Genomic DNA, 24,726 nt, shown 5'->3' with positions numbered 1-24,726 from the left:
TCCTAAGGGTTGCTACGTTGCGTGAGATGCTTGCGGAGTCGAGCACCTGGTGATGGAGAGGAACACGGTGGAGAAGCGAGTTCTGGGGCGGACCGGCAGGCAGGTCGGCGTGGTCGGGCTGGGCGCCTGGCAGCTCGGCGCGGACTGGGGCGAGGTCGAGGAGGACCAGGCCCTGGCCGTGCTGGAGGCGGCCGCCGCGGCGGGCATGACGCTGATCGACACCGCCGACGTCTACGGCGACGGCCGCAGCGAACGCCTGGTCGGCCAGTTCCTGGCCTCCCACGGCGACGGCATCACCGTGGCCACCAAGATGGGCCGCCGGGTCGAACAGGACCCGGCCAACTACACCCTGGACAACTTCCGCGCCTGGACCGACCGCTCCCGCACCAACCTGGGCGTGGACACCCTGGACCTGGTCCAGCTGCACTGCCCGCCCACCGCGGTCTTCTCCTCGGACGAGGTCTTCGACAACCTGGACACCCTGGTCGCGGAGAAGCGGATCGCCGCCTACGGCGTCAGCGTGGAGACCAGGGCCGAAGCCCTGACCGCGATCGCCCGCCCCGGCGTGGCCAGCGTGCAGATCATCCTCAACATGCTCCGCCTGGCCCCCCTCGCCGAGGTCCTGCCTGCCGCCGCGGCAGCGGGCGTCGGCATCCTGGCCCGCGTCCCGTTGGCCAGCGGCCTGCTTTCCGGCCGGTACAACGAGAACACCGTCTTCGCCGCGAACGACCACCGCACCTACAACCGGCACGGCGAGGCCTTCGACGTCGGCGAGACCTTCTCCGGCGTCGACTACACCACCGGCCTGGAAGCCGTGCGGCGCCTGGCCCCGCTGGTCCCGGACGCGGCGACGATGGCGCAGTTCGCGCTGCGCTGGATCATCGACCAGCCCGGGGTGAGTGTGGTGATCCCGGGCGCTCGCAACGCCGAACAGGCCCGCGGCAACGCCGCCGCGGCCGATCTCGCGCCACTGGACGAGCAGACCCTGGCCACGGTGCGCGAGGTCTACGACGAGCTGATCGCCCCGCAGGTCGCCAACCGCTGGTAGTGCTGAGCAGGTCCGGTCAGCCCCGGCCGATCAACGGCATGGTCGTGGCCATCACGGTCATGAACTGCACGTTGGCGGCCAGGGGCAGACCGGCCATGTAGCGCACCGCCTCGGCCACATGCGTCACGTCCATGGTCGGCTCCGGCGCCACCGACCCGTCGGCCTGGAGCACCCCGGCCTTCATCCGCTCGGTCAGCTCGGTGGCCGCGTTGCCGATGTCGATCTGCCCGCAGGCGATGCCGAAAGCCCTGCCCTCCAACGAGATCGACTTGGTCAACCCGGTGATCGCGTGCTTGCTGGCGTTGTAGGCGATCGCGTTCGGCCGCGGCACCTGGGCGGAGATCGAGCCGTTGTTGATGATCCGCCCACCCTGCGGATCCTGGTCCCGCATGAGCCGGAACGCGGCCTGGGCACACAGGAACGCGCCGGTGAGGTTGGTGTCCAGCACCCGTTGCCACTGATCGAGGGTGAACTCGGCCAGGGGAGTGGCCGGTGCGTTGACGCCGGCGTTGTTGAACAGCACGTCGAGGCGGCCCCAGCGCTCGCGCACGGCGGTGAACAACGCCTCCACCGACTCGGGTCTGGTGACGTCGGTGGGCACCACCAGGACCGAGTCGGGTGCGGTGTCGCCCGCGGTCTCGGTCAGTGCCTCGGGGCGGCGACCCGCGAGTGCCACCCGGTGCCCGGCGGCGAGCAGTTCGCGGGCGACCGCGCGGCCGACGCCCGAGCCCGCGCCGGTCACCACGGAGATCGGCGCTGGTGCACCGGCGATGTACCGGTCGTCTCTACTGTCCACCGCGACAGTCAAGCAGAGCGGGTGGTGCACCGATGACCATGATGTCGAGCCTGCTCAGGAGGTCGGCGCCAGCACCCGCAGCCGGGCGGCCTGGAGTTCCCGCCCCGGCGCGATCCCCAGCTCCTCCCACAGCAGCCCCTGGATGTGCCGGTACGCCGCCAGCGCGTCCGCCCGCCGCCCCGCCACCTCCAGCGTGCTCACCAGCCGCGCCCACACCCGCTCGTCATACGGTTGCGCCGCCACCGCCTGGCGCAGCACCGTGACCGCCTCCGCGTGCCGGTCCTGCGCCAGCAACGCGGTCACCAGCCCGGAGCGGCCGCGGTCCCGTAGCTCGGTCAGCCGGGTTTGTTCGGCCAGCGCGCACAGCCCCAGCGCGCTGAACGGCGTGCCGCGCCACAGCTCCAGGGCGGCCTCGAACCGGCTGGCCGCGGTGCCGGGGTCCACCGCGGCCAGGGCGCGGTCGCCGTCGGCGAGCAGGGTTTCGAACTCGGCGATGTCGATGACGGTGTCGCCAGGGTTGAGGCGATAGGCGCCGCGTCTACTGTCGATGGACAGGGTGTTCTGGGGGGTCAGTAGCTTGCGCCACTGGCAGATGAAGGCGCGCAGGTTGACCAGCGCGGACGGGGGTGGGTGCTCGCCCCACAGCGTCCCTACCAATCGGTCGGTATCGCACCACTGGCCGCGCCAGAGTGCCAGTGCGGTCAGCAGGGCCTGGGGTCTGGCCGGTGGCAGCGGTAGCGGCCGGTCCGCGTGCCACAACTCCAGGTGGCCGAACAACCGGAGCACGGTCTCGCTCATGGGTTGCCTCTCCTCCTCGGGGAAGGACCCACCCTGGGCATCCGGGGTTCAGCAGGCGTTCAGGGACGGTTCGGCAGGAAGCTGACGGTGTTCCCGCCCCGCACATTCGCTGTGCGATGCTCGGCCGCGCTGGGCGGAGTCCGAGGGGGCAAGGGTGCTGTTCCGGGTATTCGGCGTACTCGAGGTGCACGGGCCTGCCGGGGTGCTGGCCTTCGCCGCGGACAAGCCCCGCCGGATGTTGTCCGCCCTGCTGCTGCACGCCAACCGCTGGGTGCCCGACGACGAGTTGATCGAGGCGATCTGGCCCGCGGGCCCGCCCCCGTCGGCGGCGGGCAACCTGAAGAGCTACGTGAGCCAGGTGCGCAAACTGCTCGCCCCGGTCGACACGCACGCCAACCGCCTGGAACGACAGCCCGGCGCCTACCGGCTCACCGTGGCCCGCGCCGAACTCGACACGATGACCTTCGCGGACCTCATCGGCCAGGCAGGCGCCGCGCTCGCGGCGGACCCGGCGTGTGCGGTGGCGCTGGTGACCGAGGCGCTGGCGCTGTGGCGCGGTGAGCCGTTCGAGTCACTGGAGATCGAGGCGGCCAAGGTCGAACTGGCCCGGCTGACCGAGTTGCGCTGGTCGGCCCGCACCACCCTGGCCGACGCACTGGTCGCGGCGGGCAGGCACAGCGAGGCCATCGGCCAGCTGCGCGCGATGACCACCGAGGACCCGCTCAAGGAACCGACCTGGCTACGTCTGCTGGACGCGCTGGACGCGGGCGGCCGCCGGGCCGAGGCGCTGCTGGCCTACCAGGACGCGCGCCGGGTCATCGTGGACGAACTCGGCATCGAGCCGGGCACCGCGTTACGCGCGGCCCACCAACGCCTGCTGGCGGCCGACGAACCCAGCACACCGAGCAAGCGCCAACCAGCGCCCGCACCACCCAGGCCCGCGCCCGCGCCGACCGGACGGTCGGTAGAGGCACCTGCGCCGACCGGACGGTTGGTAGACGCACCCGCGCCGACCGCTCGGTCGGTAGACGCGCCCGCGCCGACCGCTCGGTCGGTACCCGCGCCACCGCCGAGCAGGCGGCGGCCGCGCCGGTCCCGGGTGATCGTGGCCGCCTCGCTCGCGCTGACCGCGGTGCTGGCCGCCGGACTGGTGATCGCCATCCAGTGGTGGCCGAAGACCTCCGGCGGAGCCGCGATCACCGCCGCCGACCGGTACGGCTGGGGCATCCCGGCGCACGCCGCCGAGTTCAGCACCGGTCTGGACGGCTGGACCCCGGCCGGTCCCAGACCGGGTCACGAGGGCCGAGGGCAGCAAATCCCGGAGCGGGTGAGCGTCCGGGACGACCTGGTGACCATCACCGGCGACGCCAGCGGCAACACCGGCTACCTGACCCGCAACGAAGGCACCTTCCGCGGCCGCTGGGAAGCCCGCGTCCGGCTCCCTCCCGGCTGCGCCTGCTACCGCCCGCTGCTCACCCTGTGGCCGGTCGCCAACGACTCCCCGGCCGGCGGCGAGATCGTCTACCTGGAGGTCTTCGACCCGGAACGGCAACGCGCGCAGTTCTTCCTGTCCAGCGGCAAATACCCGGACCGGTACAACGCCCAGCGCGCGGTCGACCTGACCCAGTGGAACCACTTCGCGGTCGAATGGACCGAGCACGGCCTCACCGGCTACGTCAACGGCGAGAAGTGGTTCCACACCGCGGAGCAGGACCGGCTGCCACCCCGCCGGATGCGCCCGACCATCAAGTTGGACCTGGCACAGGAGAACGACCTGCGACCGGCCAGCATGGAGATCGACTGGATCCGCCAGTACCCGGTGTGACCCCCGGCCTCAGACCACGGCCGCCAGGTGCGCGCTGATCTCGGCCAGGTAGTCGGCGGGCCGGGTGATCAGCAGCGAGTGCCCACCGTCGGGGAAGAGCCGCAGCGTGTGCCCGGGGTGCAGGTCGAGCAGCCGCTGCCGATGGGTCGCGGTGATCAACGGGTCGTCCTCGGCGGCCAGGAACAACGCCGGACCGTCCCAGCCTGGTCGCAGTGCGCCGGAGTCGCGGGCGAGATCAAGCAGCATGGCCAGGGAGTTGGCCAGCCCATCCCGCCCGGACCGCCGGTAGCCCGCCTCGACCTGGCCGATCCAGAACTCACCCTCGGCCGAGCCCTGCCAGACGGCACGCAACGCGGTCCGCGCGGCGTCGATGGTCTGCTCCCACGGCGTGTTCCGGATCCCGTCGACCTTGCCCGCCAGCCGGTCCACGTCCTCCGCGCCGTAGAGCCCGGTCCCGCTGAACACCACCGAGGCCACCCGCTCCGGCGCCCGCTGGATCAGCACCTCGGCCAGCATGCCGCCCGCGGACTGCCCGACCAGGTGCACCCGGCCGATGCCCTCGGCGTCCAGGACGGTCAGGACCCCGTCGGCGAGCTGGGCCAGGGTGGCCGCGGTCGGCGGGTAGTCGACGGTGACCGTGCGGTAGGCGGGGTGCAGCGCGAGCGCGAGATCCAGCCAGCCGATGCCGATGCCCGCGCCACCGGGCAACAGCAGCACCGCCTCGCCCGCGCCCGCGGTGTAGTACCGCCACTCGCCCAGGTCCTTGGTCCGGTGCACCCGGTGGAACTCCGCCGCGCGCTGCTCGATCGTCTGGCCCCCATGCATGCCTACCTGACTACCAGGTGACCGGCAGGCTCACCAACCCGCCCGGCAGCAGGTTGTCCAGGAGTTCGAGTTCCTCCACCGGCACCGCCAACCGCATGGTCGGGAAGCGTTGGAACAACCGGCTGAACACCGCCTCCAGCTCCACCCTGGCCAGGGTCGCGCCAATGCACAGGTGCCTGCCGCTGCCGAAGGACAGGTGCGAGTTGGTCTCCCGGCCGATGTCGAAGGTGTCCGGGTCGTCCCAGAAGCGCGGGTCCCGGTTGGCGGCGATGCCGCTGATCAGCACCGCCTCGCCGAAGTTGATGGTGACGTCGCCGATCTTGATCTCGTCGCGGGCGTAGCGGACGAAGTTGCCGCCGCCGGCGTCGGTGAACCGCAGCATCTCCTCCACCGCGGGCTCCACCAGTGCCGGGTCGTCGAGCATCCGCTGGCGCTGTTCGGGATAGGTCAACAGGTGCAGGGTGCCGAACTCGACCAGCACCACGGTGGTCATGTGGCCGGCGAAGAGCAGGCCGGTGGCCAGGCCGACCGCGTAGTCCATGTTCAGCTTGCCCTCGTCGTAGGCGCGGGCGATGTCGGAGATCACGTCCTCGCCGGGGTCCTTGCGGCGCTTCTCGATCAGCGATCCGGTGTAGGCACGCAGTTCGGTGAGTTGTTCCAGCGAGTGCTCGCCGTTGAACATGTCCGCGGCGCCCTCGGACCAGATCCGGAACTGCTCGCGGTCCTCATACGGCACGCCCAGCAGTTCGCAGATCACCAGCACCGGCAACGGGAAGGCGAGTTCCTGGTGCAGGTCCACCGGCGGGGTCTTCTTGGCCATCTCGTCCAGCAGGTCGTCGACCAGGCCGCCGATCCGGGGCCGCAGCATCCGCATCCGCTTGGCGGAGAAGGAACCGCCGAGCAGGGAGCGCATCAGGGTGTGGTCGTAGTCCTCGGTCTCGTAGGTGCCGACCGGGCCGCCCATCATCGCCGACTCGCTGACCTTGGCCGCGTTCTCCGGGTCCGGGTGCGAGCGGATCAGGCGCGGGTCGGTGAACAGGTACTTGGCCTCGTCGTAGCGGGTGACCAGCCAGGCCTCATCGCCCATCATGGTGCGCACCTTGGTGATCGGGCGCTCGGCCTGGAGGATCCGCAGCATCGGCGGGATGTCCAGGATGGTCGGACGGTCGAAGGGCAGGGCGGGCATGTCCTGGGTGGTCATCGGGTCTCTCCCGTCAGTGCGGCATCGCAGACCTGGTACTCGGGCAGCATGTCCAGCATCTGCTCCAGCAGGTTGGCGCAGTACAGGCCGTTGGCGAGCGCGTCGTCCTCATCCGCGCAGACCTGCTTGTTCTTGCCGGTGAAGTCCAGCCGGACCCGGCGGACGGCGGGATCGTCCAGCAGCTTGCGCTCGATGAGTTCGGCGACCAGGTGCGGCGGCAGGTCCACGGTGAGGTGGTGCTCGCCCAGCTCGAAGATGTCCACCTCCTTCAACGGAACCCCGGGTTCCTGCACCGGTTCGATGTAGGGGTAGGGCCGGGCCACCATGTCCAGCTCGAACAGCGCGCGCACGGTCGGATCCGACCACCATGGCTGGCTGGAGGCGAACTCGTGCATCAGCCGGTCGTTGTCCTGGCGCATGCTGTGCTGGATCCGGTGTGCCACCAGGCCGCCGTTGCTGTACTCGTAGTGGTCCAGGGTCTCCACCGAGTGCTTGATGTAGCGGCACAGCTCGAAGTCCTGCCGCTGCTTGAAGAACGCGATCGCCGCCTTGAACACCTCGTCGAAGGGCGCGATCCCGTTGCGGTCCAGGTAGCTGGAGACGAAGTACAGCCCGCGCGAGTCGTACAGGGACAGCAGCGCGTACCAGAACCACACACCCTCGTCGTACTGCTCCCGGTCGACCCACTTGGTGCGCACCACCAGCTCGGCCTCGCCCACCGGGTTGGGCACCCGCTCGGTCACCACGCCGAAGATCTCCCGCTGCTCGTAGATCGGCGTGTTGTGCAGCAACAGCTGCGGGTACACGTTGATCATGTCCGCGCCGGTGCGGCACAGCTGCACGATTCCGTCCACATAGGACGCCAGGGTCTCCCCGGGCAGTGGCCAGATCAGCTCGATGAAGGAGGGGATGTTGCGGGCCCGCAGGTCGGCCTGGAGTTCGGAGTAGGTCTCCCGCTTGATGTTCTTGCGTTCGATCAGGGTGAGCGCCTCGTCGCTGACGCTCTGCAGCGAGATGGGCTGGCGGGTGATCAGCCCGCCGCGCAACAGGATGTCCACGATCTTGGACACCCGCTCCGGGCTGTTCTTGGCCGACTGGATGGTCACCCAGTACGGGAAGCCGTACTTCTCCTTGCACTCCACGATGTACTCGGTCAGCTCGATATCGCGTGCGGACAGGCCCCAGTTGGCGTCGGCGATCATCACCGCGTAGATGTTGTTGCGGGCGATCCACTCGATGTCGGCCTTGACCCGGTCGATCTCGAAGCGGTGCACCTTGTCGTTGGTGGCCGCGCCCCAGTAACAGAAACCGCAGCGGAACGGGCAGCCGCGGTTGGTCTCCAGCACCGCCACGTGGTAGGTCGAATCGGTGAACAGGTTGGCCACGAACGGACTCGGCACCTCGGTGAGTTCCTTGATCCGGGCCGCGGGCAGGGTGGTGGTCACCCGGCCGTCCCGGCGGAAGCTCAACCCGGGCACCCGCCCCAGATCCGGTGACTCGGCGGCCAGTTCGCGCAGGTACTCCAGGAAGGTGATCTCGCCCTCGCCGTTGCACACCGCCACGTTGTGCGCCCCGGCCGGGATGTAGTCCTCGCCGTGGTTCATCACCTGCGGCCCGCCCAGCAGGTACTGCGCGTCAGGCCGCAACCGGACCAGGTCCTCCAGCACCTCGCGGACCAGCGTGCCGTTCCAGATGTAGCAGCTGAACGCGTAGATATCGCTGTCCAGCTCGGCCAGTTCGGCGACCAGGTTGACCCGGCCGTCGGAGGTGTGCCGGGACAGGATCTCGAACTCGTACCGCTGCGCGACCGCCTCGTCCTGGCGGGCGTAGCTCTGCAGGTAGCCGGATACCAGCGGTAGGAAGCTGTGCCAGGAGTGGATCTCCACCAGTGCCACGGTCGTCATCTCGGTGCGCCTCCGTCCACTGGGCACACAGCCCAAGGCGATGTCGGTCCCGGACCCTACGGCGGTCCGCTTGGCGCCGGACTGCACCAGAACTGGACGGCGGCGCCGGTTCGCTCCAGTGCGGGTGCAGCCGCATGACCAGCGCCGTTCTCTAGCGTCAGTACTCGATTCCGGATCCCCGGCGGCGGTGTGAGGAGACGTGCATGAGCGCACCCGAGCGTGCCCCGGCGGTGTCGCTGCCGCTGGCCCAGCCCTCGATCACCGAACCGCCCGCGGCCTATGCCCGGCTGCGCGCGGAGAACCCGGTGGCCAGGGTGATCACCGAGAACGGCACGCACGCCTGGATGGTGACCCGGTACGAGGACGTCCGGTTCGTGCTCGCCGATCCCCGCTTCAGCATCCGCTTCGCCGGCGCGGCCGGGGACAACGCCGAGGACGGGCCGGAGGAGTCGCTGTTCCAGGACCCGCCGGGGCACAGCCGGTTGCGCCGCCTGGTCGGCCGGGCCTTCACCGCCCGCCGGATGGCCGAGCTGCGGCCCGCCGTGGTGCGCACCGCCGACCGGCTGGCCGGGGCGATGGCCACGGACTACCCGCCTGCCGAACTGGTCACCGACTTCGCCTTCCCGTTGTCCATCACCGTGATCAGCGAACTGCTCGGCGTGCCCGCGCCGGACCGGGCCGAGTTCCGCGCCTGGTCCGAAGCCGTGGTCAGCATGACCGCGCACACCCCCGAGCAGATCGGCGCGGCCTGGCAGAACCTCAACGGGTACGTGGCCGAACTCATCGAGGCCAAGCGCCAGAAGCCCGGCAGCGACCTGATGAGTGCGCTGATCGCGGTGCGGGACAACGAGGACGACCGGCTCAGCACCGGCGAACTGCGCACCATGGCGGTCACCCTGCTGGTGGCCGGGCACGTCAGCACGGTCAACGCGATCACCCTCGGCATGCTCACCCTGCTGAGCAACCGCGCCCAGTACGACCGCCTGGTCGCCGATCCCGGGCTGATCGAGGGCGCGGTGGAGGAGATCCTGCGCTGCCAGTTCGGCAAACGCGGCCTGATGCGCATCGCCAAGGAAGACGTGCCACTGGGTCCGGCGCTGATCCGCAAGGGCGACACCGTCTTCGCCGAGCTGGGCGCGGCCAACTGCGATGCGGAGCTGTTCACCGAACCGGCCCGCTTCGACATCACCCGGCCGGACAATCCGCACCTGGCCTTCGGCCACGGCATCCACCACTGCCTGGGCGCCGCGCTGGGCCGGATGGAACTCCAGGTGACCCTGGAGGTGCTCAGCTCGGCCTTCCCGTTGCTGCGGACCGTGCTGCCGGTGGAGCGCATCCCGATGCGCACCGGCCTGCTCGACCAGAGCCCCGCCGCCCTGCTCGTGACCTGGTAACGAAGGAGACGCCGATGGGGGCACCGCCCTTCCCGTTCGCCCGCCCGTCCGTCACCGAACCGCCGGTGGAGTACGCGCGGCTGCGGGCCCAGGAGCCGGTCAGCCGGGTCACCACCAACTCCGGCGAACCGGCCTGGCTGGTCACCCGGTACGAGGACATCCGTTTCGTGCTCTCGGATCTGCGCTTCGGGGTGCGCGCGCCCGGCGCGGCCGCGGCCACCGAGGACTCGCTGTTCCAGGACCCGCCGGGGCACACCCGGTTGCGCAGGCTGGTGTCCAAGGCGTTCACCGTGCGCGGGGTGGAAGCCTTACGCCCCAAGGTGCAGGACCTGGCCAAGCGACTGGCCGGGGACCTGGCCGCGGCCGGACCGCCCGCGGACCTGGTGGAGATATTCGCCTTCCCCATGTCCATCGGGGTGATCACCGAACTGCTCGGCGTGCCAGTGGTCGACCAGGCCGACTTCCGGCGCTGGTCGGAGGCGATCCTGTCGCTGGACGCGTTCAGCCAGGAGGAGGTGATGGCCGCCGGCAAGAGCCTGGACGAGTACTGCGCCGGGCTGATCGCGGACAAGCAACGCAACCCCGGCCCAGACCTGTTGAGCGACCTGATCTCGGTGCGGGAGGAGGACAACGACCGGCTCAACGAGCGGGAACTGCTCACCATGGCCGAGAGCATCCTGATCGCCGGTTACGTCACCGCAGGCAACACCATCGGCCTTGGCGCGCTCACCCTGCTCACCCACCCACAGGACTACCTCGAACTGGTCGAGGACCCGTCCCTGGTGCCCGGCGCGATCGAGGAGATCCTGCGCTACGCCTCGGAAATCGGCGGCCTGGTGCGGATCGCCCAGGAGGACGTCCGGATCGGCGAGGTGCTGATCAAGGCAGGGGACACCGTGATCGCGCCACCGGCCTGCGCCAACCGGGACGAGCAACGCTTCCCGGACTCCGGCCGCTTCGACCGCACCCGCCCGGCCAACCTGCACCTGGCCTTCGGGCACGGCGTGCACCACTGCCTGGGCGCCGCGGTCGGCCGACTCGAACTCCAGGAAGCCTTCACCGCGCTGACCCAGACCTTCCCCACCCTGCGGCTGGCGGTGCCAGTGGACGAACTGCCGCAACGGGCCGGCCTGCTCGACCAGGGCCCCAGCGCCCTGCCGGTCGCCTGGTGAGCACGCACTGTCTACTTCGGACACTGAGGTGAGGACGGAGCCCATGACGCGGACACGGGTGTGGCTGATCCAGCAGGGAATCTGGGAGATGGCCCTGGAATCCATGCCGCTGGCCGCCGGGTACCTCAAGGCGACCGCGTTGCAGGACGAACGGCTGGCCGCGGCCATGGACATCCGGATCATCAACTTCGACGGCGGCAAAACCCTGTTCGGCATGGCCAGCGAACTCTTCGCCGAACAGGCGCCGGACATCATCGCCTTCTCCGTGCTGGGCTGGAACTACCGGTCCTTCGCCGCGCTGGCCGAGACCTTCAAGCAGGTCAACCCGGATGGCTGGGTGGTCTTCGGCGGCAACCACGTGGCCAATCAGGCCAAGCGGGTCTTCGGCATGTTCCCGGACGTGGACATCGTGGTCAACGGCGAGGGCGAGCTGACCTTCCGCGACATCCTGCACGCGCACCTGGACGGCAAGGCGCGCAACGAACTCGGCGGCATCCTGGGCATCTCCTTCCAGTCCGGCTACGGCGGGTTCGTCACCACCGAGGAACGCCCGCGCATCGACGACCTGGACATCATCGCCTCCCCGGTGCTCACCGGCACCCTGGAACTCACCGACGATGACGGGAACTTCCGCTACGACGTGGCCCTGATGGAGACCAACCGCGGCTGCCCGTACCGCTGCTCCTTCTGCTACTGGGGCGGGGCGGTCGGGCAGCGGGTGCGGGCCTTCTCCCGGGAGCGGCTGCGCCAGGAGGTGGAGCTGTTCGCCAAGCACAAGGTGCACACCATCGTCATGTGCGACGCCAACTTCGGCATGCTGCCCATCGACCTGGAGTTCGTCGAGGACGTCATCGAGATCCGGCAACGGCTCGGTTTCCCCAAGAGCATCGAGACTTCCTGGGCCAAGAACAAGTCCAAGCTCTTCTACCAGATCGTCAGCGCCATGAAGGAGGCCGGGCTGCACAGCTCGTTCACCCTGGCGTTGCAAACCCTCAATCCCGATGCGCTGGAAGGCATGCAGCGGCGCAACATGAAGGTCAACGACTGGGAGAGCCTGGCCGAATGGCTGGGCAAGGAAGGCATGGCCTGCTACGCCGAACTGATCTGGGGCGCGCCGGGGGAGACCGTGCAGTCCTTCATGGAAGGCTATGACCGGCTGGCCAACCACGTCTCCAGGGTCGCGGTCTACCCGATGCTGATCCTGCCCAACACCGCCTACGCCGAGGACCGGGCCAAGCACGGGCTGATCACGGTGCGCGGCAACAACGACGACTTCATGTACCTCATCGCGCACAACACGATGACCCCGCAGGACAACCGGTACATGCACCGGTTCATCTTCTTCTCCCGCCTGGTCGCGGAGAACCCGGTGTTCCGCTTCCTGTGGGGCCCGCTGCGCGAACTCGGCGGCATCACCCAGTCCCAGGCCATCCGCTCGCTGATCGACTGGTTCGAGCGCAGCACCGCCCCGGCCGCCGAACCCTTCCAGCACGGGCTGAACAGCTCCTTCACCGACTCCGACGTGCTCGGCCCGGTGGTGGAGTACGTCTACGGCACGGTGGAGGCCAAGGACGAGCTGCGCCGGTGGTGGCGGGAATCGTTGCTGCCACAGGTGCCCAGCGAGCACGCGTCCTTATTGGACACCGCGTTCGAGTACGACCTGCTCACCCTGCCCGCCTACAGCAGCCCCGGCCGGGAGCCCTCGCCGTTGTACGCCAACGAGACCCTGCCACTGGTGGAGGTCGAGGGCGACCTGTTCCACGTTCGCCACCACATCACGCTGGCCTGCGACGTGCCCGCGATGTGCCTGGCGCTGCGCCGCGGCGAGTCCTACGCACACACCGTCGGCGAGCAGGAGACCTCGCTGTACTACAAGGCGGGCGCCCGCAACTTCGTGACCTCCACCAACCACGAGGAGATCGTCTACTACATGGGCAGGCTGGCGCGGGAGATGTTCAGTGACAACCGGAGAGGCGTGGTATCCCATGACTGACCGTTACACGTATATGGCCCAGTACCACGAACTCTTCGCCCTGCCGTACAAGGAACCCACCCAGCGCGCGGTGGCCAAGGCGGTGGCCGACTGCGCCAACGGCGTCCTCGAAATGGGCGCTGGCACCGGACTGGTCACCGAGACCATCGCCGATGCCAGTCCCGGCGAGGTGTTCGCGGTGGAACCGGCCGCGCCGATGCGCGCGGTGCTGATGTCCCGCCTGGCCCGCAGACCCGACCTGCAACGCCGGGTCACCGTCATGCCGATGAGCGCGCTGGCGGTGCGGTTGCCGGTGCGGGTGGACGCGGTGGTGCTGATCAGCATGCTGCTCTGCTTCTCCCCGGAAGAACGCCAGAAACTCTGGCAGGTCTGCGCTGATTCGCTCAACCCCGGCGGATTGTTGTTGCAGGACCGGCCCGAACCCTCCTCCGCCGAGGCCATCCCGCCCGCCGCGGGCAGCCTCCAGGTCGGCCGGGCCCGCTACGACATCGAGTACGAGGGCCGCCCGGTGCGCGAAGGCGTGCTGCGACTGAGCTGGTCCTACCGGATCACCGTCGGCGAGGAGCCGGGGATCGAGGAACGCGAGGAGATCGACGCCTATCCGATCACCGAGGCGGAGCTGGACGCCGAACTGGCCGCGGCCGGATTCGACCGGGCCGACGCGCCGGACGAGCTGCTGGGCTGGCGCCTGCGATGACCGCCGATCCCGCCACCCAGGCGCGGGCCTTCCCCTTCGCCGTGGAAGGCCTGCGCCTGGACCCGCTCTATGACCGGCTGCGCCGGGAGGAACCGGTGCTGCGGGTGCGCCTGCCCTTCGGCGAACAGGCCTGGCTGGTCACCCGATACCAGGACGCCAAGTTCGTGCTGGTCGACCAGCGGTTCTCCCGGGAGGCCATGCACGGCAGGGACGTGCCGCGCTCCATGCCCTACAACTCCACCACCGGCATCGTGACCATGGACCCGCCGCAGCACAGCCGGGTGCGCACCCTGGTCGCCCGCGCCTTCACCCAGCGCCGCGCGGAAGCCTTGCGCCCCAGGACGATCGAGGTCGCCGACAGTCTCCTCGATGACATGCTCGCGGCCGGTCCGGTGCAGGACCTGGTGGCCCGCTACGCCTTGCCGCTGACCAACACGGTGATCTCGGAGGTGCTAGGCATCCCGCGCGAGGACCAGGACCAGTTCCGCGAGTGGTCGGACCTGGCCCTGTCCGCCGCGGTCAGCCCCGAGCGATCCGAGGAGGTCGCCGGGCAGATGTGGGACTACCTGGAGGGATTGCTGCGCCGCCGCCGCACCGACCGCACCGACGACGTGCTCGGCGCGATGGTCACCAAGGGCGAGGCCGACCTGTCCGAACCGGAACTGATCATGCTGGCGATGACCGTGCTGGTCGCCGGGTACGAGACCACCGCCTCGCACATCCCCAACTTCGCCTACGTACTGCTCACCAACCAGCACCTCCTCGACGCCTTGCGCACCGACCCGGACCTGATGCCGGCCGCGGTGGAGGAACTGCTGCGCTGGGTGCCCTTGGAGGCGGGCGCGGGCCTGCCCCGGTACGCCACCGAGGACGTCGAGGTCGGCGGGGTGCTCATCCGCGCCGGCGAGCCGGTGCTGGTGGATCCCGCTGCCGCCAACCACGATCCGGCCGCCTTCGGCTGTCCGGAGCGGGTCGACTTCCACCGCCCGGAGAACCCGCACCTGGCCTTCAGCCACGGCCCGCACCACTGCCTGGGCGCCTCGGCGGCCCGGATGGTGCTGCAGGTCGCGCTGGACCGGCTGCTGGCCCGCCTGCCCGAGCTGCGGCTGGCGGTGCCCGAGGACGAACTGGTCTGGAAGACCCAGCAGCTCATCCGCGGGCTGACCGCGCTGCCGGTGGCCTGGCGGGCGGCCACCAGTCCACCGAACCGTCCAGCGCCCGCGCGGTGACCCTGCTCGGCAGCAGCCCGCCGAGCCGGATACCGAGGTTGCGCGCAGCCACCGCCGGCGGCCAGGTCCACTGCCCGGCCAGCCCCACCCGGCGGGACCGGCGGGCCAACGCCACGGCCCGCGGCAGGCGCAACGCGGTGTATGCGGCCAGGGCCGCTGCCTGCTCCGACACCCTGGCCGCGGGCAGCAGCAGACCGAGGGTCACCGCGTCCTCCATGGCCAGGCAGGCCGGTCCGATGTTGGGGGTCATGGCATGCGCGGCGTCACCGACCAGCACCATCCGTCCACTGTGGAATGTCGGCAGTGGACGGAGGAGTTCGGCAACATCGTGGTGCAGCACCGCACCCGGTCGCACCGCGGCCAGCAGTTCCGGGATCGGCGCGTGCCAGTTCCCGAAGCGGGCCAGCACCTCGGCGCGTTCGTCGCGGGCCCGTTGCCGGGGTGGGGCGACCGAGTTGGCGGAGAGGTGCAGCAGGCCGTCGGGCAGGTGCATCACGCCGAAGCGGGTGCCGCGGCCCCAGGTCTCGGTGGCCGCGACCGGATAGTCCGGCATCGGCACCACCATCCGCCAGCTGGTGTACCCGGCGTAGACCGGCCCGGGGTGCTCGGGGAACAGCGCTGTCCGCAGCCTGGACCCGATGCCGTCGGCGGCCACCACCAGGTTCGCGGTCAGCTCGCCGATCGTGGTGCGCACCAAAGAAAGTCGGTCGGCATCACCCGGGGTGGCCGAGGTGACGGTGACCCCGGTGCGCAGGGTTCCGGCGGGCAGCGCGTCGGCCAGCAGGGTGATCAGGTCGCGGCGGTGCAGGCCGAGCACCGGGTCACCGAAGCGGGCCCGGATGAAGGCCAGGTCCGAGCGGGCGAGCCAGCGGCCGTCCGGACGGCGGATGCCGCCGGTCTCCTGCACCGCGCCCCGGTCCCGCACCGCGTCACCCAGACCGAGCACATCCAAGGCACGCAAGGCGTTCGGGGTCAGGCCGAGCCCGGCGCCCAGCGGTTCCAGCACCGGGTCGCGGTCGAAGACCCGCACCCGCCAGCCCGCCTGACTCAGCGCCACCGCGGTGGTGAGTCCGGCCACCCCGGCCCCGGCGATCACCGCCAGCGGGGTCATGACCGTTGTCCTGGAAGGGAGTCCGTGTGAACGCCCGACGGGTCCTGCTGGCCCACCTGGAGATCTGCCGCCCCGACTCGATGTTCTACGCCGGGCTGGTCGGCCTGGCCGGGGCCGTGCTGGCCGCCCGCCTCGGCCAGACCGACCCGGACACCTGGCGGTTGTTCGCCGCCTGGGCCGCACCCACCTGCGGCTGGATCGCGTCGCTGTACGGCGGCGACTACTTCGACCGCGAACTCGACGCCACCGCCAAACCACACCGCCCCATCCCGTCCGGTCGGATGAGCCCGCGCACCGCGTTCACCGGCATGGTCCTGACCATCGTGCTCGGCCTGGTGTTCGCCATCGTGCTCAACCCGCTCAACCTGGTGCTCGGCGCGATCGCGGTGGTCTCCGGGATCTCCTACAGCCGCACCTTCAAAGCCCGCGGCATCGCCGGGAACCTGATGCGCGGGGTGCCGACCGCACTGGCCTTCCTGGTGGGCACCACGGCGAGCACCGCGATACCACCGTGGGAGCTGCTGCCGCTGGCACTGGCGTTCTGGCTGCACGATTCGGCCTCCAACCTGGTCGGCGCGCTCTGCGACACCGACAGCGACCGCGAAGGCGGCTACCGGACCTACCCGGTGCGCCACGGCGACGCCGCCTCGCTGCGGATGCTGACTGTCCTCAATGGACTCTGGATCGCCCTGGCCGTCGGCTGGCCGCTGCTGCTGGCCGATCGGCTGGACCTGGGCTGGCTGTGGCCGTTCCTGGCCCTCGCCCTGCCCCTGTGCGCACTCTGCCAACTCCGCCTCACCCGGGCCCCGCGCCCGATTCCGCGGCTCGCCGCGTTGCGGGCGCACGAGATCCTGGTGGGGGAGCGCCTGGTGCTGGCCACCGGCTTCATCGCGGTGTCCGGCAGGCCAGGGCTCGCGGTGGCGGTGCTGGCCCCCGCGGTGGTGCTGACCGGGGTGGCACGGGCGTTCATGCGCCGGCGCGACCACCCCAGCCTGCGCCGCTAGCGGTCCCGGTCGATGGCCAGCTGGCCGAACAGGGCCAGCCGGTCCCGGCTGGGCGAGGGCGGCAGGCGGAGCAGGGCGGTGCCGGAGGCTTCGGCGTAGTGCCAGGCCATCTTGCTCGCCGCGGCCAGCGCGCCGGTCCGGTCCAGCAGGTCCAGGATCAGCTCGTGCCGGTGCCCCAGCTCCTCCTCGCCGGTCAGCGCCTGCCGCAACAGCCGCCGCTCGGGGTGGCCGCCGTTGCGGTAGGCCAGGATCACCGGCAGGGTCAGCCGGCCGTTGCGGCTGTCGCTGGTGTTGTCCTTGCCCATCTCCTCGGTGGTGTTGGTGTAGCCCAGGATGTCGTCCTGGATCTGGAAGGCGGTGCCCAGCGCCAGGGCGTACCGGGACAGCGCCTCCACCTCCTCCGGCGTGCCACCGGCCAGGATCGCGCCGCTCTCGCAGGCGCCCTGGAAGAACGCGGCCGTCTTGAGCCGGATCATGGTCAGGTAGGAGTCCAGGTCGAAGCGCAGGCCCCGGCACAGTTCCTCCTCCATGCTCTGCCCCCGGCACAGGTCCAGTCCACAGCGGGCCACCGCCTCCAGCGCGGCGGCCACCCGGCTGTCCGGCACCCCGGTCCACCGGCATTCGGCCAGCCCGGCGAACAGGTCGAAGATCAGCGCGTCCCCGGCCACGATCGCGTTGCCCGCGCCGAACCGGCTGTGCACCGAACGACGTCCGCGGCGCAGTTCGTCGCCGTCGATGATGTCGTCGTGGATCAGGCTGGCCACGTGCCCGCACTCCGCGCCCACCGCCGCCGGCAGCACCATCTCCGCCGATCCGCCCACCGCGCAGGCGGATTCCAGCAGCAGGATGGGCCGGAACAACTTGCCGGAGGGCACCAAAGCGTAGTGGCACATGGTGCTCAGCAGGCTGGACGTGCGGGACCAGCGGGTGCGCAACTTCTCTTCGGCGGCCTCGGCCAGCCCGGCCAGCACCAGCTCGGGTCGGGGATCAGCTGACTGCATGTTGTGCTCCTCACCTGGTCCGGAAAGCCGTGCGGCGGTGCAGGACCACCTCCGCCCCTCTGGCGGGCGCCAGCACCGGGCCACGTGCCCGCTGCCGTTCCGCCCCCGGGGCCGCCGCCCGGGGCCGGGTCCGCGCCAGCACGGTGGCGATCACCGTGCGCATGGTGGTCATGGCGAAGGCCGCGCCGAGGCACCGGTGCGGCCCGCCGCCGAAGGGCAGGAACAACTCCGGTCCCGGCGGCTGATCGAGGAAGCGCTCCGGCCGGAACACCGCCGGTTCCGGGTAGCGCTCCGGACTGGAGTGCAGCAGGCCGAGGGAGAGCGCGAGCATGATCCCGGCGGGGAGCCGGTAGCCGCCGATGGTGGCCGGGGCGGCCAGGATCCGGGCGATGTCGCCGACCACCGGCCGCACCCGCAGCGTCTCGTTGATCACTGCGTCCAGGTAGCCGTACTCGCCGCCGTCCAGCTCGCTTTCCAGGCGGGCCAACGACTCCGGGTGCCGGACCAGGCGCTCGAAGGCCCAGGACAGCGTGGTGGCGGTGGTCTCGTGGCCGACCGCGAGCACGGTGATCAGATTGTCCCGCAACTCCTCGTCGGTGGCGGGCTGCCCGTCGGCGTGCCGCATCCGCAGCAGCAGCGAGAGCACGTCGGTGCTGTCGGTGTCCTCGCGCCGCCGTCGGGCGATCTCGGCGAAGAGGATCTCGTCCACCGCGTTGCGCACCCTGGCGAACTTGCCACCCGGACTCCAGCGGCCCCAGTCCTTGCGCAGCAACGGGAACAGCACCACCGCCGGGTTCATGTGCAGCAGCTGCGGCACCAGCGCACGCAACCCGGCCAGCCGGCGCAGGTCGGTGATGCCGAAGACCACCCGCATCATGATCTCCAGGGTCAGGTGCTGCATCCGCGGCATCAACCGCACCGGCACCCCGGCCGGCCAGTCCCGCACCGCCTCGGCGGTGATCTCGGCGATGGTGTCCTGGTAGGCGACCACACTGGGCCCGCGGAAGGGTGGCAGCAGCACCTGGCGGCAGCGCACGTGCTCCGGCCCGTCCAGCAATAGCACCGAGCGCGGCCCGACCACGAAGTCCATCACCCGGTTGGCGTCCCCGGCCAGCAGCGTCGAGGACTCCGCGGTCACCGCGCGCCGGATCACCGCCGGATCGGCCGCGCACACCACCGTGCCGACCGGGAAGACCTTGATGGTGAACAGATCCCCGTATTTTCGGCGGCAGGACTCGGCGAAGGCCAGTGGCCGCACCGCGGAGAGCACGGTCTGCGCGAGCACCGGTGTGCGCGGACCCGGCGGGAGCCCGGTCATGTCCGCTCGGCCTGCCGCAGCCAGCGCGCCAGCGCCCGCAGCGTGTAGGCGTGCGTGATCAGGTCGTCGCTGTAGCAGAGGTCCTCGAAGTACAGCCCGGTCGGTGACGGCGCCCAGCTGCCCTGCTCGTCCTGGCGATCCAGCAGCCAGTCCACCGCGCGCAGCACCCTCGGGTCCCACGGCGATTCCCCGGCCCGCAGCAACGAGTACACCGCCCACGCGGTCTCCTCGGCGGTCTCACCCGGCGCGCTGGTCTGCACGCTCAACGGCCAGCCACCCGAGGGCGCCTGGTTGTCCCAGAGCCACTGTGTTGCCCGCCGGGCCACCGGATCCTGCGGGATGCCCAGTTCGGCGTAGGTCTCCAGCACCTTGGCGGTGCCGTGCGTGCCGTCCCGGAACCACAGCGAGGGCAACGATCCGTCCGGCAGCTGGTCCTTCTCATACCAGCGCAGACCGCGGTCGATCGGCGCCCAGCGCGAGCGCGGCTCGTTGTGCTGGTGCATGGCCATCAGCACGTGCGCGGTGACCCCGGTGCACGGTTTGTCGTTGAGGATGAAGGAGTTGCGCACCCACTCCGACCAGGAGCCGTTGCGGTTCTGCCGCACCCGCAGCCAGCGCAGTCCGGCCGCCACCCCGGGGTGCGTGCGGTCCAGGCCGAGCAGGCCGAGGGTGGACAGCACCACCGCGGTGTCCTCGGATTCCGGCCAGCCCGATGGCACGTTCCAGGACCAGCCACCCGCCGGGATCTTCAACGGGCGGAAGGGTTCGGTCCACTGAGTGGAGAGCAGCCAGTCCCTGGTGGGCCGCAGCCGAGGGTCGGCGGCGACGTCGGTGTGCTCGGCAAGGGCGAGCACGGAGTAGCAGGTCACCGCGATCTCCAGGTCGCGGTCGATCGCCCAGGAGCCGTCCTCGCGCTGGGTGTCCAGGAGGTAGTCCAGCGAACCCTGTTGCAGGTCAGGGCCCAGGTCGGCGGCCTGCAGCCCGAGGAAGATCAGCGCGGAGAGCATCGGGCACTCCTCCACGCCGCCGTTGGGCGCCATCACCGCGCGCAGCCAGGCCAGCGCCCGCGGCTGGGCCAGGCGTTGCAGCAGCCGGCGCGGCGGGCTGGCGGGCAACACCCTGGCCTGCATCAGGCCGAGGGCGAGCACCGCGGGCATGCCGATGGAGACCTTGTTGCGCAGCCTGGGCGGCAGCAACATCACCTCCACCGGCAGCGTCGGCTGCTCGGTGATGTCCCGCAGCCCCACCAGGGACAGCGCGAACGGCGCGGCGGCAGGCCAGGTTTTCGGGCCGGGGCCGCGCATGCCGGGGATGACCGCGTCGGTGCCGTTGGCCTCGATGAAGGCGAACCCCTTGGCGATCCGCTCGCGGCAGCCCTCGGGGTCCAGTTCGTGGCAGGCGGCGATGGCGAAAGCGGTCATGCCGGGGCTGCTCGGCGGGTGCGCGTCGGCCATGCTCCAGCCGCCGTCGGCGCGCTGGTGCGCACGCAGCCAGTCCATACCGCGCTCCAGGCGCTCGCGGTACCGCTCCCGATCGGCCTTGGCCAGTGCCAGCAAACCCAGTGCGGTGGAGACCGTTGAGGAGGAAAGCCGGTCCGTCCAGGCGCCGTCCGGGCGCTGCCGCGTATACAAATTCTCGACGGCCTTGTGCACGCCCACGCTCGCGCGCCCGGTCAGCTCCGTGGAATTCACAACTGGCTCGTTCACAAAAACCATGCGCGGCCACCCCAATTTGCCGATGTTTCAGGTAAGGAGCCCGGTCATTACCGTACCGAGATCGCCTGGCCGCCCGGCTGGACCGGAACTGGAGCCGGTCACCCGTCTGCCTGCCGCACTGCAACAGGCTCTGAGCTGGGGTTTTGCCGGAGGTTCTGCATTTGGCTGCACCCGGCTGCAGCAGTGGAAACGCGGTGGAGGGCAGTGCGGCGTGAACCTTAAGATCACGATAACCGGATTATTTCGATGCTATCAACTAACTGAGATCGGGGGAGAAGCGTAGTCAATGCGTCCGCGCTCTGGCAGTATTGGCCACTTGTTGAGGTCGTGCGGTGGTCGGAGGGCATAACGCCAGGGCTGGGGGCTGCGGGCGTGACATTGGAACATGGTTCGTTAACCAGGAGATCAGGCGAAGTACTGCGGGAAGGTCGGGCCGAAGTCGGCGCCCGGCGGGAACTGGTCCGGCCACGCGGCGGCACCCCGCCACGCGGCCGCAAGCCACTGCGGCTGAACATCCTCGGCCCGCTCACCGTCTACCAGGCACACCGGCCAGTGGACATCGGTCCGCTCAAACAACGATGTCTGTTGGGCCTGCTGGCCCTGCAACCTGATCGGGTGGTCACCCGGGACGAGATCATCGACGTCCTCTGGGGCGTCAACCCGCCACGCACCTGCGCCGGACTGGTGCACTCCTACGTCTCCCGGCTGCGCCGCGGCCTGCAACCCGGCCGCGAGGGCCGGGCCAGGGGATCGGTGATCACCGCGGTCCGCGACGGCTACCGGATGCCGGTGGAAGCCGGTCAACTCGACCTGCTGGAGTTCGACGAACTCGTGCATCACGCCGAACGTGCCGCCGAGGACGCGGGCGCGGCGCTGGAACTGTTCGACTCGGCCCTGCACCGCTGGCGCGGCCCGGTGCTGGTCGACCTCGGACCCCGGCTGCGGCAGCACCCGGCCGCGATCGCGTTGTCCCAGCGCCGCCTGGCCGCGCTGCTCACCTATACCGATCTGTCCATCGCCCTGGGCAGGCACGAACCCGCGGTGGAACGACTGCGCCCACTGGTGCACGACGAGCCGCTGCACGAGGGTTTGCACGCCAGGCTGATGCTCGCCCTGGCCGGCTGCGGCAGACAGGCCGAGGCACTGCGGTTGTTCACCGAGATCCGGGCCCGCCTGGCCGAGGAACTGGGCGTGGGCCCCGGCGCGGAGATCCAGGAGGCGCACCTGCGGGTGCTGCGCGGCGAGCTGCCGCTGCCACCCGTCACCGTTTCCCGTGCCACACCAAGGGATCCCGGCGCCCCGGTGCCCACTCAGCTCCCCAGCGACACCCCCGGCCTGGCCGGGCGGGACCGTTATCTGGCCCAGCTGGACGCCTTCCTCGCCGGCGCGGAGAACATCGGCGCGGGCACGGTCAACGCCGCCGCCATCGTCGGCGCGGCAGGCGTCGGCAAGACCACCCTGGCCGTGCACTGGGCGCACCGGGCCAGCGGCCGCTTCCCGGACGGCCAGCTCTTCGTCAACCTGCACGGCAACGCCCCCGTCTCGGCCAGCCGGGTGCTGGCCCGATTCCTGCGCGCCCTCGGCGTCCCCGCTGACGAAGTCCCAGCCGAGGCCGACGAGGCAGCCGCCCTCTACCGCACCCTGCTCGCCAGCCGAAAAGTACTGGTACTACTCGACAACGCCGCCCACCCCGCCCAAATCCGCCCCCTGCTGCCCGGCAGCCCGAGCTGCTTCGTGGTGATCACCAGCCGACACCGCCTAGGCAGCCTGGCCGCCAGCGACGGCGCCCACCTACTCAACCTGGACGTCCTCAGCCCAGTCGACTCCCTACGTGCCCTGGCCCGCATGCTCGGCCCCGACCGAGTCCGAGCCGAACCCAAAGCCGCGGCCGAACTAACCCGCCTCTGCGCCCACCTCCCCCTCGCGCTCAGCGCCGCCGCCGCCAACCTGGTCAACCACCCCCACCACCGCATAGCCGACTACGTCCTGGCCCTACACAACGGAAACCGCCTGGCAGCACTGGAGGTCGACAGCGACCAACACCTGTCCCTGCGCGCCGCCTTCGACCACTCCTACGGCACCCTGGACCTGGCCACCCAACGCCTGTTCCGCCGATTGAGCCTGGTGCACGGCGGCTTCTCCGGCGAAACCGTGGCCGCGCTCATCGACGGCACCTCCCACGACGCCGACCACATGCTCGACCGCCTGGCCGCCCAACACCTCATCCGAGCCGCCCCCGCAGGCAGCTACACCCTCGACGACCTACTCCGCCTCTACGCCACCGAACGCGCCCAAGCCGAGGACCCGTAATTCCCCCACCCCCGGCCCCCGCCTGAGAGATGATCCCCGCATGACCGAACTGATCCGCCGCTGGCAACAAGGCTGGAGCGAATGCCGAGGCTGGACCCCACCCCTGGAGTCCCACGGCGCCCTGGACTTCCTCCTCGCCCAACCAGACCGCCACCGCGAGCTGATCACCCTGCACATCGAAGCACCCCCAGACTCCGTCCGCCCCCTGGCGGAAGTAGTCGCCACCCAAGAAGAACCAACCCTGCTCACGGTTCCCACCCACCACCCGGACGAGGTCGAGCAGGTCCTACGCGCGGCTGGGCTCACCATTCGGGGCTACCGCGAGTGGATCATGACGCGGGACGCGGCAACGCATCCGCGGCGATCCGCTCCCACCGGGTACACCTGCCGGACCACGGTGACGGGAAGGGTGATCTCGACCGAGGTGCGCCACGAGTCGGGGGAGGTCGCCGCCAGTGGGTTGGCCGGGGTGATCGGCACGGATGTGATCCCGGACAAGATCGAGACTGCTGATGCGCACCGTCGCCGGGGTCTGGGCAGCGTGGTGATGGGGGAGCTGATGGCGGAGGCGGTGGACCGGGGCGCGACCACGGGCATTCTGTTCGCCAGTCCGGATGGTGAACGGCTGTACACCAAGCTGGGCTGGACCGCGCAGGCCACCGTGGTCATGGCCACCAGCCCCCGCCCCGCGACCTGATTTTGTAGCGCGCCCCGACCAACCGGTTGGTCGGGGTACGAAACCAGCCGACGTTGGGTGTCCCGACCGATCGGTAGGCCGGGACACCCAACCACAGGCCCGGACGCCCAACCCCTCAGTGCTGCGGGCCTCTGCCGACCGTTCGGTCGGGACGTCGAGTCAGCCCATGTCGCGTTTCCCGTCCAACCGTTCGGTCGGTGAGCCGAACCGTCGGCATCGCGCACGGTTGTCTAGCGCTTGGTTGGTGAGCCGAACCACCAGCATTGCGCACCGTTGCCTACCGCTTGGTTGGTGCGCCGAACCATCGGCATCGCGCACCGTCGCCTACCGCCTGGTCGGTGCGCTGAACCGCCCAGCGCCGCGCACCCCTGCCGACCGTTCGGTTGGGACGCTGGATCGGTCAGCGCCCAGCGCCTCGACCAACCGTTCGGTCAGGCCGACGAGTTAGGCGGGTCGTGCCGTTCAGCCTGCCAGGCGGTGGGGGCAGTCGGTGCGGTCAGCCTGCATCCGCGCCCCGACCTACCGTTCGGTCGGGGCGCGGAATCTATCCGCCCCGACGCCTCAACCAACCATTCGGTCAGGGCGCCAAATCAGGCGGGGCCGGGCCGCTCGCCTGCCAAGCGGTAGGGGCGGTCAGCCCGCATCACCCGCCTGTCTACCGATTGGTCGGGGCGCGGGATCGGCCGGC

19 protein-coding genes are annotated in these 24,726 nt (G+C 70.4%); 10 read left to right on the top strand and 9 right to left on the bottom strand.

Annotated elements, in window-relative coordinates:
• Positions 1-52: 52 nt before the first annotated feature.
• The gene (locus HNR67_RS30315) at positions 53-1,048 is read left to right on the top strand and encodes an aldo/keto reductase (RefSeq protein ID WP_221490107.1); all 996 of its coding nucleotides are present in this window, start codon (positions 53-55) and stop codon (positions 1,046-1,048) included.
• A 16-nt stretch (positions 1,049-1,064) separates the two neighbouring features.
• Here the strand turns inward: HNR67_RS30315 and HNR67_RS30310 are convergent, their stop codons facing one another.
• Positions 1,065-1,844, bottom strand: coding sequence for an SDR family oxidoreductase (locus tag HNR67_RS30310; protein WP_312988342.1), 780 nt, complete (start codon positions 1,842-1,844; stop codon positions 1,065-1,067).
• A 54-nt stretch (positions 1,845-1,898) separates the two neighbouring features.
• Positions 1,899-2,642, bottom strand: a complete 744-nt coding sequence (locus HNR67_RS30305; RefSeq protein ID WP_185005594.1) for an AfsR/SARP family transcriptional regulator — start codon at positions 2,640-2,642, stop codon at positions 1,899-1,901.
• 154 nt (positions 2,643-2,796) lie between these two features.
• Here HNR67_RS30305 and HNR67_RS30300 point away from each other — a divergent pair, with 154 nt between their 5' ends.
• A complete protein-coding gene (locus HNR67_RS30300; protein WP_185005593.1) occupies positions 2,797-4,467 on the top strand; it encodes a BTAD domain-containing putative transcriptional regulator in 1,671 nt (556 codons plus the stop codon).
• Between the two features lie 9 nt (positions 4,468-4,476).
• Here HNR67_RS30300 and HNR67_RS30295 read toward each other — a convergent pair whose 3' ends face one another.
• The 3 genes from HNR67_RS30295 to HNR67_RS30285 are packed head-to-tail and all read right to left on the bottom strand — an operon-like array spanning position 4,477 to position 8,397.
• Positions 4,477-5,292 carry an alpha/beta fold hydrolase gene (locus HNR67_RS30295; RefSeq protein ID WP_185005592.1) on the bottom strand — a complete coding sequence of 272 codons (816 nt, stop codon included), beginning with the start codon at positions 5,290-5,292 and terminating at the stop codon, positions 4,477-4,479.
• Between the two features lie 10 nt (positions 5,293-5,302).
• Positions 5,303-6,493, bottom strand: a complete 1,191-nt coding sequence (locus tag HNR67_RS30290) for a cytochrome P450 (protein WP_185005591.1) — start codon at positions 6,491-6,493, stop codon at positions 5,303-5,305.
• A complete protein-coding gene (locus HNR67_RS30285; protein WP_185005590.1) occupies positions 6,490-8,397 on the bottom strand; it encodes a B12-binding domain-containing radical SAM protein in 1,908 nt (635 codons plus the stop codon). Before HNR67_RS30285 ends, HNR67_RS30290 begins: the two co-directional genes overlap by 4 nt.
• A gap of 203 nt (positions 8,398-8,600) precedes the next feature.
• Between HNR67_RS30285 and HNR67_RS30280 the strand changes: the two genes are divergently transcribed.
• The 5 genes from HNR67_RS30280 to HNR67_RS30260 are packed head-to-tail and all read left to right on the top strand — an operon-like array spanning position 8,601 to position 14,882.
• On the top strand, positions 8,601-9,791 hold the full coding sequence (locus HNR67_RS30280) for a cytochrome P450 (protein ID WP_185005589.1): 1,191 nt from the start codon (positions 8,601-8,603) through the stop codon (positions 9,789-9,791).
• Positions 9,792-9,805: 14 nt separating this feature from the next.
• The gene (locus HNR67_RS30275; protein ID WP_185005588.1) at positions 9,806-10,963 is read left to right on the top strand and encodes a cytochrome P450; all 1,158 of its coding nucleotides are present in this window, start codon (positions 9,806-9,808) and stop codon (positions 10,961-10,963) included.
• Positions 10,964-11,006: 43 nt separating this feature from the next.
• On the top strand, positions 11,007-12,956 hold the full coding sequence (locus HNR67_RS30270; RefSeq protein WP_185005587.1) for a KedN5 family methylcobalamin-dependent radical SAM C-methyltransferase: 1,950 nt from the start codon (positions 11,007-11,009) through the stop codon (positions 12,954-12,956).
• On the top strand, positions 12,949-13,653 hold the full coding sequence (locus HNR67_RS30265; RefSeq protein ID WP_185005586.1) for a class I SAM-dependent methyltransferase: 705 nt from the start codon (positions 12,949-12,951) through the stop codon (positions 13,651-13,653). The genes HNR67_RS30270 and HNR67_RS30265 overlap by 8 nt, the downstream gene beginning before the upstream one ends.
• A complete protein-coding gene (locus tag HNR67_RS30260; RefSeq protein ID WP_185005585.1) occupies positions 13,650-14,882 on the top strand; it encodes a cytochrome P450 in 1,233 nt (410 codons plus the stop codon). Before HNR67_RS30265 ends, HNR67_RS30260 begins: the two co-directional genes overlap by 4 nt.
• Here the strand turns inward: HNR67_RS30260 and HNR67_RS30255 are convergent.
• Positions 14,803-15,993 carry an FAD-dependent monooxygenase gene (locus HNR67_RS30255; RefSeq protein ID WP_185005584.1) on the bottom strand — a complete coding sequence of 397 codons (1,191 nt, stop codon included), beginning with the start codon at positions 15,991-15,993 and terminating at the stop codon, positions 14,803-14,805. The genes HNR67_RS30260 and HNR67_RS30255 overlap by 80 nt on opposite strands.
• Before the next feature lie 26 nt (positions 15,994-16,019).
• Here HNR67_RS30255 and HNR67_RS30250 point away from each other — a divergent pair, with 26 nt between their 5' ends.
• Complete coding sequence (locus HNR67_RS30250; protein WP_185005583.1) at positions 16,020-16,997, top strand: UbiA family prenyltransferase; 978 nt, start codon at positions 16,020-16,022, stop codon at positions 16,995-16,997.
• Here HNR67_RS30250 and HNR67_RS30245 read toward each other — a convergent pair.
• Genes HNR67_RS30245 through HNR67_RS30235 form a run of 3 tightly spaced genes read right to left on the bottom strand, consistent with a single transcriptional unit; the run spans position 16,994 to position 21,007 of the window.
• The gene (locus HNR67_RS30245) at positions 16,994-17,998 is read right to left on the bottom strand and encodes a polyprenyl synthetase family protein (protein WP_185005582.1); all 1,005 of its coding nucleotides are present in this window, start codon (positions 17,996-17,998) and stop codon (positions 16,994-16,996) included. The two genes, HNR67_RS30250 and HNR67_RS30245, sit on opposite strands and share 4 nt — an antisense overlap.
• 10 nt (positions 17,999-18,008) lie before the next feature.
• Entirely contained in the window at positions 18,009-19,316 is a 1,308-nt protein-coding gene (locus HNR67_RS30240) for a cytochrome P450 (RefSeq protein ID WP_185005581.1), read from the bottom strand.
• Complete coding sequence (locus tag HNR67_RS30235; RefSeq protein ID WP_185005580.1) at positions 19,313-21,007, bottom strand: prenyltransferase/squalene oxidase repeat-containing protein; 1,695 nt, start codon at positions 21,005-21,007, stop codon at positions 19,313-19,315. The genes HNR67_RS30240 and HNR67_RS30235 overlap by 4 nt, the downstream gene beginning before the upstream one ends.
• A 396-nt stretch (positions 21,008-21,403) precedes the next feature.
• Between HNR67_RS30235 and HNR67_RS30230 the strand changes: the two genes are divergently transcribed.
• Positions 21,404-23,341: an AfsR/SARP family transcriptional regulator gene (locus HNR67_RS30230; RefSeq protein ID WP_185005579.1), complete on the top strand. Its 1,938-nt coding sequence runs from the start codon at positions 21,404-21,406 to the stop codon at positions 23,339-23,341.
• A gap of 40 nt (positions 23,342-23,381) precedes the next feature.
• Complete coding sequence (locus tag HNR67_RS30225) at positions 23,382-24,038, top strand: GNAT family N-acetyltransferase (RefSeq protein WP_185005578.1); 657 nt, start codon at positions 23,382-23,384, stop codon at positions 24,036-24,038.
• Positions 24,039-24,726 lie beyond the last annotated feature (688 nt).

This window comes from Crossiella cryophila, from assembly GCF_014204915.1.
GTDB classification, from domain to species: domain Bacteria; phylum Actinomycetota; class Actinomycetes; order Mycobacteriales; family Pseudonocardiaceae; genus Crossiella; species Crossiella cryophila.
This window is presented reverse-complemented; position numbering and strand designations above follow the sequence as displayed.